The organism is Streptomyces sp. NPDC037203 (genome assembly GCF_055605065.1).
Map to the genome: position 1 here is coordinate 95,457 of NZ_JBVJUC010000012.1, position 14,874 is coordinate 110,330.

The window sequence follows — 14,874 nt, forward strand, 5'->3', positions numbered from 1 at the left end:
GAGCCAGACACATGGCGCGGCCGGCCCGGCGCCCGCCCCGATTCCGCGGTGCGTCAAGAAGGTGAGATCCGGGGGAGATGAGTCAGTGACATGGCCGATTCCAGTGCGTTCGACATCGACGTGACGCGAGGGAATTCCGACGCGCCCCTCATGACGGCGGCATTGGCGGGAAACCTCGACCAGGAAACCCGATCCATACCGATCTCGTCGCTCGTCCCCGGATATTCCCCCCGGCTGTGCGGAGAAGACGCCGAGCACGTCGCCCGCCTGGCGGATACCGACGAGGCGCTTCCGCCGATCCTCGTCGAGCGGTCCACCCTGCGCGTCATCGACGGCATGCACCGCGTCCTGGCCGCCAAGGCGAAGGGCCACACCACGATCGAGGTGCGCCTGTTCGACGGCGCGGCCGAGGAAGCGTTCCTTCTCGCGGTCCGCTCCAACATGACGCACGGCCTCCCCCTGTCCCGGCAGGACCGGCGGGCCGCGGCGCAGCGCATCCTCGCCCAGTGGCCGCACCTGTCGGACCGGGCCGTGGCCGGCATCGCGGGCATCGGCGCCAAGACCGTGGCGGCGCTGCGGCCCCTCGCGGCCGGTCCCACGCCGAACCCGCAGGCCCGCAGGGGCAGGGACGGCAGGATCCGGCCGCTGGACGGCACCACGGGCCGCCGCAAGGCCGCCGAACTGCTGGCGCAGCGCCCCCAGGCCTCGGTGCGCGAGGTGGCCCGGCACGCCGGTATCTCCCCGGCGACGGCCAGCGACGTCCGCAGACGACTCGCCTCCGGCCGGCCCCCGGTACCGGAACGGAACACGCCGGGGGCACGGCCGGCCGGCACCGGGAGCCGTGCGACGCCGGGGGGCGGCGCGGCCCCGGAGCCCGTGAGCGTGGTCCGCCCGATCCGCCCGCCCGAGGACTCGCCGCTCGTCAGGCTGCTGCGCGACCCGTCGCTGCGGCACAAGGAGAGCGGCCGCCGGCTGCTGCGCCTGCTCCAGTGCGGGGCCGTGGAGCGGACGGCGCTGCTCGCGATGGCCCAGACGGTGCCCCCGCACTGCACGGACCTGGTGGCCGAGCTGGCCAGGGAGTACGCGGACCTGTGGGCCGAGTTCGCGCGCGAGGTCGCGCGGACCGACGGCTGACCCGCCGTCGCACCGCCGCCGGTCTCCTCCCACCCAACCCCTTCACGAAAGGCACGATCCGCCATGCGCAGAAAACCTCGCGCGCTGCTGGGCATTCCCCTCGCGCTCCTCGTCGCCGTCCTCGCTCCGGCGCCCGCCGCGCACGCCTCGGCGGACACCTACGTCGGCACCTGGGCGGCCCCGCCCACCGCCGCACCGGCCGCCGACTCCACGGTGTACGAGGACCAGACGCTGCGTCAGACGGTGCACCTGTCGGTCGCCGGGGACAGTCTGCGCGTGCGGTTCACCAACGAGTTCGGCACGTCGCCGCTGACGATCGGCGAGGTGCACGCCGCCCGCCCGGCGGCGCAGGGTCCCGCGACGGCCATCGACCCCGGCACCGACCGGGTGGTGCGCTTCGACGGCAGGCCGTCGGCGACGCTCGCGCCGGGCACCCAGCGCTGGAGCGACCCGGTCGCGCTGCCCACGACCGCGGGCGGCGACCTCGTCATCAGCATGTACCTGCCGCAGCGCACCCCCGGCAGCACCGTGCACTCGGCGGCCTACCAGCACAACTTCGTGGCCGCCGGCGATGTCACGGGCGCTCCCGACCTCACCCCGGTCTCCACCGCCACCTCGTGGCACTTCCTGTCGGGCGTGTCCGTCGACCGCCGTGCCGGTACGGCGGATTCGGCGGTGGTGACCCTCGGCGACTCCATCACCGACGGCGAACACACCACGCTCGACGCCGACCGGCGCTGGCCCGACCTGCTCGCCGAACGGCTGCGCCGGGACGGGGGACTGGCGGGCACGGGCGTCGTGAACGCCGGTATCGGCGGCAACCGCCTGCTGCGCGACCCGGACCCGGAGCCGGGCTCGGCCGCCGAGTCCTTCGCCGCTTACTTCGGCGAGAGCGCCCTGAAGAGGTTCGACCGCGACGTGCTGGGCCAGCCCGGCGCCCGTGCCGTCACCGTGCTCCTCGGCGTCAACGACCTGGGCCAGCCGGGCATCGCCGCCCCCGCTTCCGACGAGGTCACGGCGGAGGAACTCATAGCCGGTTACCGGCAGTTGATCGAGCGCGCCCATGAACACGGCCTGAAGATCTACGGCGCGACGATCACGCCCTTCGCGGGTGACACCATCGGCTACTTCACCCCGCGGCGTGAGGCGGTGCGGCAGCAGGTCAACGACTGGATCCGCACGAGCGGCGCGTTCGACACGGTCCTGGACTTCGACGCCGTGCTCCGCGACCCCGCCCGGCCCGACCACCTCCTGCCCGCGTACGACGGCGGAGACGGCCTGCACCCGAACGACGCCGGCATGGCCGCGATGGCGCGGGCCTTCCCGCTGGATTCCCTGCGCTGAACGGAGCACGCGGGGCCGGCGCCGGGCGGTGAGCCCACGCGGCCGCACGGGGGCCGGCCGACGCTTCCCGCGCCGTGAGCCGGGAAACCGGCGCCGAGATCAGGGTGCGCGCATGGAGATCGAAAGCGAAGACATCGCGGACGGCGTGATACTCCGGCTCGCCGGACCGGCGGACGCCCCCGCGCTGTGCGCCGCGTACACCGAGAACCGGACGCACCTCGAACCCTGGGAACCGCGCCGCCCGGAATCCTTCTTCACCGTGGCCGGTCAGCAGCGGCGCCTGGCGGAACAGCAACGGCAGTACGCGGACGGCCGGATGGTGCCGTGGCTGCTCGAACGCGACGGCCGGATCGTGGGCGCCATCACGCTGTCCGGCATCGCCCTGGGCGTCTTCTGCAGTTCCTATCTCGGCTACTGGGTCGCCGCGGACCAGCAGGGCCGGGGGCTCGCGACCGGCGCCGTCCAGCGGGTCTGCCGGATCGCGCGGGACACGATCGGGCTGCACCGGATCGAGGCGACCATCCTCCCGGAGAACACCGGCTCCGCACGCGTGCTGGGCAAGTGCGGGTTCGAGGCGATCGGCCTGGCCCCGCGCTATCTGCACATCAACGGACGGTGGCGGGACCACCGGATCTTCCAGCGGGTGCTGCACGACGAACCCCCGGTCGTGTGATCCGGCGTCCCGTGTCCGTGTCACCGGACTGTCGGCGCTGACGGCGGCCTGTCGGTGACGTGTCGGCGGACTGTCGGCGGCCGCCCGGACAGTGGAGCCCACCGGTCGCCGGCCCTCGCCGGGCCCGGCCACCAGAGCAGCCCACCACCGGAAGGCCCCTCATGAACACCGACGTCACGATCATCGGTGCCGGACTCGGCGGCCTCGTCCTCGCCCGCGTCCTGCACCTGCACGGCATAGCGGCCACGGTCTGCGAGGCGGAGCCCTCACCGGCCGCGCGCTCGCAGGGCGGACTGCTCGACATCCACGACTACAACGGCCAACTCGCCTTGAAGGCAGCCGACTTGATGGAGGAGTTCCATGCCATCGTGCTGGACGGCCGGCAGGCGACGCGCATCCTCGACCCGGACGGGACCGTCCTGTTCGACCAGGCCGACGGCGGCACCGGCACCCGCCCCGAGGTGCAGCGCGGCGAACTGCGGCAGCTCCTGCTCGACTCGCTCCCGCCCGGCACGGTCCGCTGGGGCCGCAAGGCCGTCCGCGTCCGCACCCTGGGCGAGGGCCGCCACGAGGTGACCTTCGCCGACGGCACCAGCCTGGTCACGGGCCTGCTGGTGGGCGCGGACGGCGCCTGGTCACGCGTCCGCCCCCTGCTGACCGCGGCCACCCCCGCATACACCGGCAGGTCGGTCGTGGAGACGTACCTCTACGACGCCGCCACCCGGCACCCCGCCGCCGCGAAGACGGTCGGCGGCGGTTCGCTGATCGCACCCGCACCGGGCAGGCAGATCTTCGCCCACCGGGAGCGGAACGACACCCTGCACGTCTACGTCGGCCTGGCCAGGCCGGAGGACTGGTTCGACGCCGTCGATCCCGACGACCCCGCCGCGGTCGTCGCCCGGATCGCGGCCGAGTTCGAGGGCTGGGCGCCGGAACTCACCGCGCTGATCACCGCCGGCGACACCGCGCCGGTCGTACGCCCCCTGTACGCCCTGCCGGCCGGCACCCGGTGGGACCGGGCCCCCGGAGTGACCCTCCTCGGCGACGCCGCCCACCTCGCCGCTCCCAACGGCGAGGGCGCCAACCTGGCCATGCTCGACGGCGCCGAACTCGGCCGGACGCTCGCCGCCCACCCCGGCGACACGGAGGCCGCGCTCACCGCGTACGAGCAGGCCATGTTCGCACGCGCCCTGGAGTCCGCCGAGCCCGACGGGATCGACATCGGCGCCATGACGGCCCCCGCCCTGGCGGCCGTGTTCGCCGGCCATGAACAGCCCTGACCAGACGGTCTCCGCCCGGAGGTGCTCACCACCGCGGCGGCAGTCGACCGACGCCTAAGCGGTCGTGGCGATACCGCCGTCGACGGGGATCACGGCGCCTGTCAGGTAGGCGCCGGCCCGGCTTGCGAGGAACACGGCGACACCCGCCATGTCGTCGTCGCGGCCGATCCGGCGCAGCGGGGCCGACGCCGCGATCGCCTCGCCGAGCTCGTCGAGGGTCGCGGCCATCATCGCCGACGGGAACGGTCCCGGCGCCACGGCGTTCACGGTGACGTGCTGCGGTCCCAGTTCCCTGGCGAGCACTCTGGTGAGTTGATGCAGTGCGGCCTTGCTGCTGGAGTACGAGTAGTTGGGCCGCTGGGGGATGTGGATGGCGGCGATGCTGCCGATGTTGATGATCCGCGCGGGATCGTCGGCGGTGCCGGCCGTGCGAAGCGCGGGCAGCAGCGCCTGGACCAGCCAGAACGGCGACTTCAGGTTGAGATCGACGACCGTGTCCCAGGCCGCGTCCGGGAACGTCGCCAGCGGCTCGTCCCACATGGCGCCCGCGTTGTTGACGAGGATGTCGAGGCGCTCCGCGTCGGCGGTGACGAGGTCGGACAGGCGCCGGCACTCGTCGTGGCGGGACAGGTCGGCGGGGATGGCCCGCACCTCACCGAATGCGGAGAGGTGTTCCTGTGCCCGAGCGCACGCTTCCGCGTTGCGCGAGCTGATCACCACGCGGGCGCCCGCCTGGAGAAGGCCACGCGCGATCATCATCCCGATGCCTCGGGTGCCACCGGTGACGAGCGCGCGCTTTCCACGCAGATCGAAAAGTGCGGTATGCGTTGAGAATTGGTTGTCCACCACTTGCCGTCTTTCCGGTTGGTCGTGCGCCAGGATGCGCCGACACGTTGGGTGTTCGGTCCGGCTCGTCGCAACGCTATGGCGCTGGAGCGCACTCCAAGCAAGCGGATCCCGGACCCTCGGCAAGCGGCTGTGACCGGCCCTAGGGGAGGATCGAGTCGACGTAGCCGCCGTCGACGCGCAGGGCGCCGCCGGTGGTGGCGGAGGCGAGGGGAGAGGCGAGGTAGACGACCATGTTGGCGATCTCCTCGGGCTCGATGAGGCGCTGGATCAGGGACTGGGGACGGTACTTGACCATGAACGCGCGCTGCGCCTCGTCCCAGGGCAGCTTGTCGCCCACGAGTTCGCGGACGAACTCCTCGACCCCGCCGGTGTGCGTGGGCCCGGCGATGACGGAGTTGACGGTGACCCCGGTACCGGCGGCGTCCTTGGCGAACCCGCGGCCGATGGCGAGCAGCGAGGTCTTCGTCATGCCGTAGTGGATCATCTCGGCGGGGATGACCACGGCGGAGTCGCTGGCGAGGTTCAGGACCCGCCCCCAGCCGCGTTCCTTCATGCCGGGCAGGTAGGCGCGGATGAGCCGGACGGCGGAGAGGACGTTGACCTCGAAGTAGCGGCGCCATTCGGCGTCGTCGATCTCCAGCGGCGCCGCGCTGCCGAAGATGCCGAGGTTGTTGACGAGGATGTCGACCGCGGGCACGGCCTTCAGGACGCCGGCGGTGCCCTGCTCGGTCGCGAGGTCGCCCGCGGCGCCGGTGACGTCCTCGCTGCCGGAGTCGGCGCGCACGGTGCCGACGGCCTCCGCGACGCGCTCCTCGCCGCGGCCGTTGACGACGACGCGGGCTCCCGCGCGGGCGAGCGAGGTGGCGATGGCGAGGCCGATGCCCTGGGTGGAGCCGGTGACCAGGGCGGTGCGGCCGGAGAGATCGATCTTCATGATGGGTGTCTTCCCGTCGAGGCGGTGGCGATGCACCGGTGCCGCTCCTGCTGTGCCCGTGGGGCGGTGGCGGACTCGGAAATCCCGATGGTCGGCCCGCGGGCGCGGACACGGCACGACCGGCCGCGGGGGTTACGCCATACGCCCCAGCGTTTTCCCACGATCGCCCCGCCGGAGGGCGGCGTCCCCCACGGAGACACCGTGCTCACGGGCCGGGCGGTCATGGCCGTCCGCCCGTGGCCGCCGCGCTTCCCCGGCCGGTTACGCTGGCGGCGGCCCGCGGGGAGCCGAGGGGGGAGACAGACCGATGACGACGATTCAACTGCCGCTCGCCACCAAGCGACTGGTTCTGCGCCCGTTCACACCGGACGACCTCGACGCGCTGTACGCCTACCAGCGTCTGCCCGAAGTCGCCCGCTACCTCTACCGGCCGCCGCTCACCCGCGAGCAGTGCGCGCGGAGCCTGGCCCGCTGGGCGGCCGGCACGGCGTGGGCCGAGGACGGCGACGACCTCGTGGCCGCGGTCTGCCGGGCCGAGGACGGTGTCCTGGTCGGCGAGGTCGTCCTGAAACTGGCGAGCGCACGGGCCCGCCAGGCCGAGATCGGCTGGGCCTTCCACCCGGCCCACGGCGGCCGGGGCTACGCCACCGAGGCGGCCCGCGCCTTCGCCGCGCTGGCCTTCGAGAAGCTGGCCGTGCACCGTCTGTTCGCCCGCCTGGACGTGCTCAACGCCGGCTCGGTGGGCGTCTGCGAGCGCCTGGGCATGCGACGCGAGGCCCACCTCGTCGACAACGACCTCGACGGCGAACGCTGGGGCAGCGAGTACGTCTACGCCATCCTCGCCCGCGAATGGCGATCAGCCCCGGACCGTGACTGACGTACCGTCAGCGTCCTGGGGTTCGCCTCAACTCATCGGCGGGGGCCGGAAACCGGGACCAGAGCCGCGCCGCCCGCCCGCGCCCCGCCGTCGCCGCCCGCGAGCCGCGACGCGAGGCCCCGCCTTCACACGGCGGCAGGCGCGTGCGCGCGGTCCCCGGTGAAGGCGCTGTGCCGGTGGAACGAGTACGCCTTGCCCACCGCCTGGACGAGATTGGCGAGAGCGAGGGCGGCCCACAGCGCGGCGAGCCCCCCGGCCGCGGCCACCGGAGCGGCGACGGCGGCCAGGACTCCGTAGGCGGCGAAGGTCGACACGAAGCTCGGCACGGCGCGCTTGAGCCCGATGAGCCCGAAACCGACGACCGCCTGCATCGCGTCGGTGACGGCCACGACCGCCACCAGCGGCAGGAGGCTCATGATCTGCGGCCGCACCTCCGCATCACGGGAGAACAGCGGAACGACCTGGGAACCGAAGACGAGCACCGCCGCCGCGATGGAGCCCACCACGACCAGCGCCAGCCACGTCCCCGCCCGCACGCTGCGCCGGATCCGCGAACTGTCGTACCTCGCCGCGTACCCGGCGACCAGCGGGACGGTGGCCTGGCCGATGGCCACCGCGGCCGTGAAGACGAGGTTGACCAGGGAGATGCCCACGCTGTGCACCGCGGCGCCGTCCGTGCCGATCCTGGCCGCCGCGAAGGTCAGGACGCCCAGCACCGCGAACTTGACGAGCACCGTGCCGGCCAGCGGAATCCCCACGGCCCCCACGTTCCAGACCTGCTTGACATCGGGCCGGCCCGGACGCAGAGAGCGGCCCTTGAGCACGGTGGAGCGGCGGATCGCCACCTGGCTGACAGCGGCGCTGATCACGCTGGAGGCGAGCATGGCGACGCCCGCCCCGGTCAGGCCGTACCCCGGCAGCGGGCCGGGGCCGCCCACGAGGAGGACGGACAGCGTGGTGGACGCGGCGGTGCCGAACAGCCCCGCCCGCATCACCGACGTGGAGTGGCCCAGCGCCACCAGGACGGACGCGGCCGACGAGCCGACCGCGATGGCGAGCACGCTGCCGGCCAGCAGGAGGGGAAAGACCCCCAGTTGGTCGAGCGTGCTGCGGGGGACCCCGGCCGCTCGACCGACCAGCGGAACGGCCGCGACCGCCGCCGCGGCGACGGTCCCGACCGCGACCGCCAGCCACGTCCCGCTGCGCACCACGGGCAGGAGGCGGTCCGGATCCCCTTTGCACGGCGCGACGAACGGCATCACCCCGCGCAACGCGCCCGCGACCGTGGCGGTCGCGGGACTGAACACCGCCATGGCCACGGCGAAGGCCGCGAGCGAGGCGGTGGCGTGGCGGCCGAGCAACGCGGTGTCGACCAGAGCACCGGCCGAGGCGGCCACCATCGTCAGATACAACGGAAGCGCCGCCGCCGCTATCCCCACCCACATACCGCGTTTCGCTGATCCAGTTCCCTCGCTGATCACACTGTCGATCATCACACTGCACCTTCCGCAAGCTCAGCGAAAGCGGCGAATGCGGGACCGTGCGCCCGAGGAAGACGGGCCATCAACCGTCACCCCGGCGGATCACCGCCCCGGCGTCCCCCGACGGCCCCCGACCGCCACCGCCCCGACGGTCACAACCCCGGCGGGCACATACGCCGGGCCTTGCCGCCCTTGACCGCCGCGTCGACGCACCCGCCGGGCAGGCCCCCGTACGTCGCGGTGGAGAAGTTGGCGGTCATGGTCAGTACGCCGTCGCCGAAGGTCGTCCGCTGCACCAGGCCGTCCGGTGTCACCCGGCTGAACCCGGTCATCGGCAGGGTGGCCGCGGCCTTGTGCAGTGGCTCGAAGTACCGCTGCAACGCGGCGATCTGCTTGCCGTGCGCGTCCAGTTCGGACTGGTCGAGCACCAGGTTGAGCGGCACGTTGTACAGCATCGCCAGCAGCGCGCGGGTGCGGCTCTGGTCCGGCAGCTTCGACCAGGACAGCTCCCAGCGCTCGGTGCTGATCACCGAGTCGTGCAGCACCGTCTGGTACAGCGGCACCCGGTACCTCGGGTCGTACATCGCCTTGGCGATGCCGTCCGGCAGGTGCACGGGCTTGAAGTAGATCGCGGGCGCGCCGGCCGGGGCGTAGCCGCCCCAGGTCGCCCGGTCCCGCTCCAGCGCCCACAGCCCGTCGGTGACGGGCGTGCCGGAACCGTGGCTGAAGGCCACCACCTTGTTCGCCCAGGAACCGGCGCTCTCCGACCCGAGAACCAGCTTCCGGTCGCCGGACAGCCAGGCCATGCGCTCCAGCCGGTTCCGGCGGTCCCGCGCCTGGGACATCGGGTGCGCCGGGGAGTGGTCGGTGAACAGCTCACCGGCCGCGTCGACGTCGAGGAAGTAGCTGTCGGCACCGCCTGCGGTCATCTCCCGTACCCGGTCGGCGAGATAGTGTTTCGACGGCTCGGCCCGCCTGAGCGCCTCGGAGCTGACGTAGCAGCCGCGCCCGCCGAAACCGGTGACCGGCTTGCCGTCCGCGCCCCGTACGCAGGCGTCCGGCCACACCGGGGACGGCCACTTCGACACCGAAGTGTCGGCCGACTCCGGGTCCTGGGCATTGGCCCAGGAGTCGTACGGTCCCACGAGGTACCCGGAGCGTTCGGCGAGCGCGACGGCCCCCGCGTCCATGGGGGAGCCGTCGGCGTCGTAGCCGAGCCACATCCGGTCGATGCCGAGCTCCCGCAGCCGCCGTACGCCCTCGGCGGTGCGGGCCTGCCCCCAGGTGTAGGCGTGGAAGGCGCCCACCAGCCTGCCCACCGCCGGGTTCGCGGCGATCTTCGCGCGCAGGGTGGTGATGCCGCCGTGGCCGAGCAGCCAGGCACGGTAGTCGCGGGCGGCGGCCACCGGGGAGCCGTCGGTGAGCGCGAAAGTGATCTTGTAGTTCCCGGTGCCCTCCCGCGCCGAGAACGCGTGCCGCGCCTCGGTGCGCAGACGGCCGCCGGTGGAGACGAACTCCAGCGTGCTGCCGATGTCGGACTCGGCGATATAGCTCGAACCGTGCCCGCCCGCGAGGCTGGTGCCCCAGAACGGCATGGTCAGGCCGTCGGAGACGCCCACCTCGCTGCCGGCCAGCCCGGCCTGTGGCGAGTTCCACCACCGGTCGGCGACCGGCACGGACAGGCCCTCGCCGCGTGGTAGCTGCATCTCCCGGACGGCCGCGTCGGCACCGGTCACCGGCCAGTTCAACGTGGTCTCCCGGTCGGAGCGCACCGACACCGCCAGGCGTCCGCCGCGGGCGGCCGCCGTCACGGTGAAGCCCGTCGACGGATAGCGCCAGATGGCCTCGCCGCCGCGCACCGACACCTTCCCGGCGGGGCCCAAACCGCCCGCGGCGGGCGCCGAGAGCTGCCAGCCGCGGCCGTCGTCGGCCTGTGCGCGCACGGCCAGCGACGCCGTGTCCACCACCGCGTGTCCGCCCGCGACGGGCACGGTCACCCGGCCCCCGTGCACCTCGACGCGCTGCCGGTCACCGCCGCCGTCACCGAACGCGGTGGCCGTGCCGACCACACCGAGCACCGCGAGGGCGCCGCTCAGCGCGACGACCTTCTTCCTGGTCTTCCTGATCTTCCTCGCCTTCATGGCCCGTCACTGTGGTGCTCCGGGATAAGAGACTTGTGAGAGGCCGCTGGACGCGGCGAAGTCCGGCATCCGCAGCCGGAACAACGCGCCTCCGCCGGGCGCGTTCCCCGCGGTGAGGTCGGCGTGGTGCGCGCGGGCGATCTGGCGCGCCATGGCCAGACCCAGCCCGGAACCGGGCAGGGCGCGAGCCGTACGGGCCCGGTAGAAGCGGTCGAAGACGTACGGCAGGTCCTCGGTGGCGATGCCCGGCCCGTGATCGCGGATCTCCAGGACCGCGCCCCGCTCCGCACGGGCCAGGGTGACCTCGACGGGGCGGCCGGGCGGACTGAACTTGGCCGCGTTGTCGAGCAGGCTGGACAGCAACCGGGACAGCCGCGCCGGTACGCCCGCCACCGTGCCGCTCTCCGCGTCCTGCGCGATCCGCAGCCGGAAGGGCACGTCCGGCCAGTGGTCGCGGGCCGCGTCGACCGCGTGGGCGACGACCGACGCCAGCCGGACGTCCTCCACCAGCGGGTCCGGCTCCTCCTCGCGGGCCAGTTCGATCAGGTCGTTGACGAGGACGGTGACCTCGCGCAGCTGACGGCCGACCGCGCCGGCCGCCCGCTCGCGCTGCGCCCCGGTCAGCCGGTCGGAGCGGACGAGCAGATCGGCGTTGGCGCGCAGCGCGGTGAGCGGGGTGCGCAGTTCGTGGGAGGCGTCGGCGACCAGCCTGCGCTGGGCGGTCACCGACTTCTCCAGCTCCCCGAGCATGGTGTTGAAGGCGGTGGCGAGCCGGGTGAGCTCGTCGCCGTCCGCCCGCTCCGGCGGCAGCTCGATGCGGTGGCGGGCGTCGCGGGTGGCGGCGATGCGTTCCGCGGTCGCGGTCAGCCGGGCGACGGGGGCGAGGCCCGTCCGGGAGACCCAGAAGCCGAGCCCCCCGGCCAGCACCACACCGGCCGCGCCGACGGCGCCGAGCAGCCCGGCGGCCTGCCGCACCCCCTGGTCGACGGTGTCGGCGCGCACCGCGACCTGGAGGGCGCGGCCCGCCCCCAGCGGTGTGGTCAGCATCCGGGCGCTGTGACCGGCGAGGCGGAGTTCGCTGTAGTAAGGGCCGCGCGTACCGGCCGCCACCTGGCGGGTGGCGCCGGTCACGGGCAGCAGGTAGGGCCCCGCCGGATCGTCCCCGGCACGGGCGGGCACCAGCTGGGTGCAGGCCGGGGCGGCGAGATACCGGCATTCCCCCTGGACGACGCCCGGCGGCTCGCGCCGGTACTGCTGGGCGGCCAGCCGCGCGGACTGGGTCAGATGCAGATCCAGCTGGTGCAGCAGCTGGTGCCGGATCACCAGGAACGCGGCGGCGCAGACCCCCACCACGACGAGCGCGACGGCGGCCGAGGCGGCGAGGGTCAGCCGCGTGCGCAGCCGGCGCCGCGGCCACCCGGCCGTCCCGCCATCCCGGCGCCACCGCGGGCCCCTCACGGCAGGTCCAGCCGGTAGCCGACGCCGTGCACCGTGTGCACCAGCCGCGGCTCGCCCCCGGCCTCCAGCTTGCGCCGCAGATAACCGACGTACACGGCCAGCGAGTTGGACTCCGGCCCGAAGTCGCGGCCCCACACGCGCTCCAGGATCACGCTCCTCGGCAGCACCTGTCCGGGATGGCGGAGCAGCAGCTCCAGCAACGAGAACTCGGTGCGGCTGAACTCGACGGTACGCGTGCCGCGCCGCCCGGAGCGGGTGACCGGATCGACGACGAGATCGGCGAAGGACAGCTCCGCCCCGGCCGCGGGCCCGGCGGCACCGGAGCGGCGCAGCAGCGCCCGCACGCGGGCCACCAGCTCGTCCAGGGCGAAGGGTTTCACCAGGTAGTCGTCGGCGCCCGCGTCGAGGCCGTCGACCCGCTCGCGCACCGAGCCGAGCGCGGTGAGGACCAGGACCGGAGTGCGGTCGCCCAGGTCCCGCAGCCGCCGGCAGACCGCGAGCCCGTCCAGGCCCGGCAGCATCACGTCGAGCACCACCGCGTCCGGGTCCCACTCGGCCACGGCGGCCAGCGCGCCGGGCCCGTCCTCCGCCCCGCGTACGGCGTAGCCCTCCACCGCGAGACCGTCCTCGACGGCGTACCGCACCTCGGGCTCGTCGTCGACGACCAGGACCTTCTCCGCACGCACCCGCTCACTGGCACTGTTCATCCGGCCAGCTTGCCAAACACACGCGCCCTGGCCACCAGGCACCCACGGCCGCCCACCCGGCCATCCGTCACGACGGCCGACGCCCCGTGCCCCCGCCGCGGCCGCGCGTCCCGCGCGGAGTGAGCCGGACGCCGACGGGTTGCCGGGTGGCCGCAGCTCCTGGGTGGGTGCAGCGCACCCACGCCCCGTGCCAGGGGGTGGGTCTAGCGTGGCCGGCATGGAAAGCGACAACGAGCTCGGCGAGTACCTGCGTGCTCGCCGTGCGATGGTCACACCGCGAGACGTCGGGCTGCTCGACGGCGGGGACCGACGGGTGGCGGGGCTGCGGCGGGAGGAGGTGGCGCTGCTGGCCGGGGTGAGCACGGACTACTACATCCGCCTGGAGCAGGGGCGTGAGCGCAACCCGTCCGAGCAGGTGCTGCGGACGATCGCCGCGGCACTGCGGCTGGACGGTGCCGCGGCGGGGCACCTGTTCCGGCTCGGCCTGCCCTTCTTCGCCACGGCGGCCGCGGCAACTGCCGTCGCCCCGGAACTGGTGCGGCTGATGGACGGCATGCGCGACGTGCCGGCCTTCGTGGTCGGCGCGGCGCAGGACGTACTGGCCGCCAATGCGATGGCGTCCGAGCTGTACCGCGGGTTCGCCCGGTACGACAACCTGCTGCGAATGATCTTCCTCGATCCGTTCGCGCGGGAGTTCTACGTCGACTGGGACAAGGCGGCGCGCACCGCTGTGGGCAACTTGCGGGCGTCCTGCGCGCAGTTCCCCGAGGACGAGCGCATCGAGCGGATCGTCGGCGAACTCAGCGTGCGCAGCCCGGCCTTCACCGAACTGTGGGCACGTTACGAGGTCCGTCCCCGCACGCAGGAGGACAAGCGCTTCCGGCACTCCCGCGTGGGTGAGGTGCGGCTGCACTTCGAGGCGCTGGCCGTCACCAGCGCGCCGGGTCAGCACCTGTCCGTCTACAGCGCGGAACCGGGCAGCGCCAGCGCCGATGCCCTGGTCCTGCTCCGCCGGCCGGCCGAGCAGGGCCCGGTTCCCACCGTTCACGACACCACCGCGGAAGAAGAAGACGTCCGAACATGACCGCCGCCCACGGTGTCCGGCCGCCCCAAGGGGCAGAGGCCTGGCCGCTCGTCGGCAACCGGCCGGCCCCACCCCTCCCACTCACCGAAGAAGGCACCCCAAGCCATGCTGCTCCCCTTCACCGAGGCAGGCCAGGGACGGCCCGTCGTCCTGCTGCACGCCCGGCCCACCGACCGCACCATGTGGGACGCCCACCTTCCGATGCTCGCCGAGGCAGGCGTGCGGGCCATCGCCCTGGACCTGCCCGGCCACGGCGACGCGATCGTGCCCGACCGCCGCGAGGTCGCCCCCTGGTCGGACGTGCTCGACACGCTCGACCGCCTCGGGGCCGACCGCTTCGTGCTCGCCGGGAACTCGCTGGGCGCCCTGGTGGCACTCCAGACCGCCGTCACGGCACCGGAGCGGGTGGAGGGGCTGGTACTGGTCGGCTACCGGCCCCACGACCAGCCCGCCTCCTCACGTCTGGACGCCGCCTGGGAGGCCGAACGGACGGCGCTGGCCGTCGGCGATCTGGCCGCCGCGGTGGAAGCCGGCGTCGAGGCGTGGACCTCGGCCGGGGCCACCGAGGAGGTGCGCACGCACGCCGCCCGCATGCTCCGCCGTCGGCTGACCGGACAACTCACCTACGGCGAGCCGCCGCAGGCGGCGGATCCCCTCGGCACGGGCCCGGCAGCACTGCGCACGCTCAGGGGCATACCCGCTCTGGTCGGCGTCGGCGAGCACGACATGCCCGACTTCCACGAGGGCGCCGAGGGGCTGGCCGGCGACCTCGACGCGGGTCGCACCGCGGTCATCCCCGACGCCGGACATCTGGCGCCGCTGGAACAGCCCGAAGCGTTCTGCGCCCTGCTGCTGGACTTCGTCCGCCGCCTCCCGCAGCGGTCGTCGCCCGCGCACGGGTAGGACCCGGCG

At 73.7% G+C, this 14,874-nt stretch carries 13 protein-coding genes; 7 read left to right on the forward strand and 6 right to left on the reverse strand.

What is annotated here, in order from left to right; genetic code table 11:
- Window positions 1-90 precede the first annotated feature (90 nt).
- The 4 genes from ACZ7EC_RS27495 to ACZ7EC_RS27510 all read left to right on the forward strand — a co-directional run bounded on the left by ACZ7EC_RS27495 (window position 91) and on the right by ACZ7EC_RS27510 (window position 4,431).
- Complete coding sequence (locus tag ACZ7EC_RS27495) at window positions 91-1,134, forward strand: transcriptional regulator (protein ID WP_471066688.1); 1,044 nt, start codon at window positions 91-93, stop codon at window positions 1,132-1,134.
- Between the two features lie 63 nt (window positions 1,135-1,197).
- Window positions 1,198-2,478 (forward strand): SGNH/GDSL hydrolase family protein, encoded by a 1,281-nt coding sequence (locus ACZ7EC_RS27500; RefSeq protein ID WP_471066690.1) that lies wholly within the window; start codon window positions 1,198-1,200, stop codon window positions 2,476-2,478.
- Between the two features lie 112 nt (window positions 2,479-2,590).
- Window positions 2,591-3,151 (forward strand): GNAT family N-acetyltransferase, encoded by a 561-nt coding sequence (locus ACZ7EC_RS27505; protein WP_471066692.1) that lies wholly within the window; start codon window positions 2,591-2,593, stop codon window positions 3,149-3,151.
- A gap of 161 nt (window positions 3,152-3,312) precedes the next feature.
- Window positions 3,313-4,431, forward strand: a complete 1,119-nt coding sequence (locus tag ACZ7EC_RS27510) for an FAD-dependent oxidoreductase (RefSeq protein ID WP_471066694.1) — start codon at window positions 3,313-3,315, stop codon at window positions 4,429-4,431.
- A gap of 54 nt (window positions 4,432-4,485) precedes the next feature.
- Here ACZ7EC_RS27510 and ACZ7EC_RS27515 read toward each other — a convergent pair whose 3' ends face one another.
- Together ACZ7EC_RS27515 and ACZ7EC_RS27520 are read right to left on the reverse strand one after the other, a co-directional pair.
- Window positions 4,486-5,280, reverse strand: a complete 795-nt coding sequence (locus tag ACZ7EC_RS27515; protein WP_466410450.1) for an SDR family oxidoreductase — start codon at window positions 5,278-5,280, stop codon at window positions 4,486-4,488.
- A 139-nt stretch (window positions 5,281-5,419) separates the two neighbouring features.
- Window positions 5,420-6,214, reverse strand: coding sequence for an SDR family NAD(P)-dependent oxidoreductase (locus ACZ7EC_RS27520; RefSeq protein WP_471066697.1), 795 nt, complete (start codon window positions 6,212-6,214; stop codon window positions 5,420-5,422).
- A 307-nt stretch (window positions 6,215-6,521) separates the two neighbouring features.
- Here ACZ7EC_RS27520 and ACZ7EC_RS27525 point away from each other — a divergent pair, with 307 nt between their 5' ends.
- Complete coding sequence (locus tag ACZ7EC_RS27525) at window positions 6,522-7,091, forward strand: GNAT family N-acetyltransferase (RefSeq protein WP_471066698.1); 570 nt, start codon at window positions 6,522-6,524, stop codon at window positions 7,089-7,091.
- A 125-nt stretch (window positions 7,092-7,216) separates the two neighbouring features.
- Here the strand turns inward: ACZ7EC_RS27525 and ACZ7EC_RS27530 are convergent, their stop codons facing one another.
- The 4 genes from ACZ7EC_RS27530 to ACZ7EC_RS27545 form a co-directional block, all read right to left on the reverse strand.
- The gene (locus tag ACZ7EC_RS27530) at window positions 7,217-8,584 is read right to left on the reverse strand and encodes an MATE family efflux transporter (RefSeq protein ID WP_471066699.1); all 1,368 of its coding nucleotides are present in this window, start codon (window positions 8,582-8,584) and stop codon (window positions 7,217-7,219) included.
- Between the two features lie 140 nt (window positions 8,585-8,724).
- A complete protein-coding gene (locus ACZ7EC_RS27535) occupies window positions 8,725-10,713 on the reverse strand; it encodes a glycoside hydrolase (RefSeq protein ID WP_471066701.1) in 1,989 nt (662 codons plus the stop codon).
- 6 nt (window positions 10,714-10,719) lie between these two features.
- Complete coding sequence (locus tag ACZ7EC_RS27540) at window positions 10,720-12,171, reverse strand: HAMP domain-containing sensor histidine kinase (RefSeq protein WP_471066703.1); 1,452 nt, start codon at window positions 12,169-12,171, stop codon at window positions 10,720-10,722.
- The gene (locus ACZ7EC_RS27545) at window positions 12,168-12,878 is read right to left on the reverse strand and encodes a response regulator transcription factor (protein WP_471066704.1); all 711 of its coding nucleotides are present in this window, start codon (window positions 12,876-12,878) and stop codon (window positions 12,168-12,170) included. Before ACZ7EC_RS27545 ends, ACZ7EC_RS27540 begins: the two co-directional genes overlap by 4 nt.
- Before the next feature lie 217 nt (window positions 12,879-13,095).
- Here ACZ7EC_RS27545 and ACZ7EC_RS27550 point away from each other — a divergent pair, with 217 nt between their 5' ends.
- On the forward strand, window positions 13,096-13,962 hold the full coding sequence (locus ACZ7EC_RS27550) for a helix-turn-helix domain-containing protein (RefSeq protein ID WP_471066706.1): 867 nt from the start codon (window positions 13,096-13,098) through the stop codon (window positions 13,960-13,962).
- 105 nt (window positions 13,963-14,067) lie between these two features.
- Window positions 14,068-14,865 carry an alpha/beta fold hydrolase gene (locus ACZ7EC_RS27555; protein WP_471066707.1) on the forward strand — a complete coding sequence of 266 codons (798 nt, stop codon included), beginning with the start codon at window positions 14,068-14,070 and terminating at the stop codon, window positions 14,863-14,865.
- The last annotated feature ends 9 nt before the right edge of the window (window positions 14,866-14,874 follow it).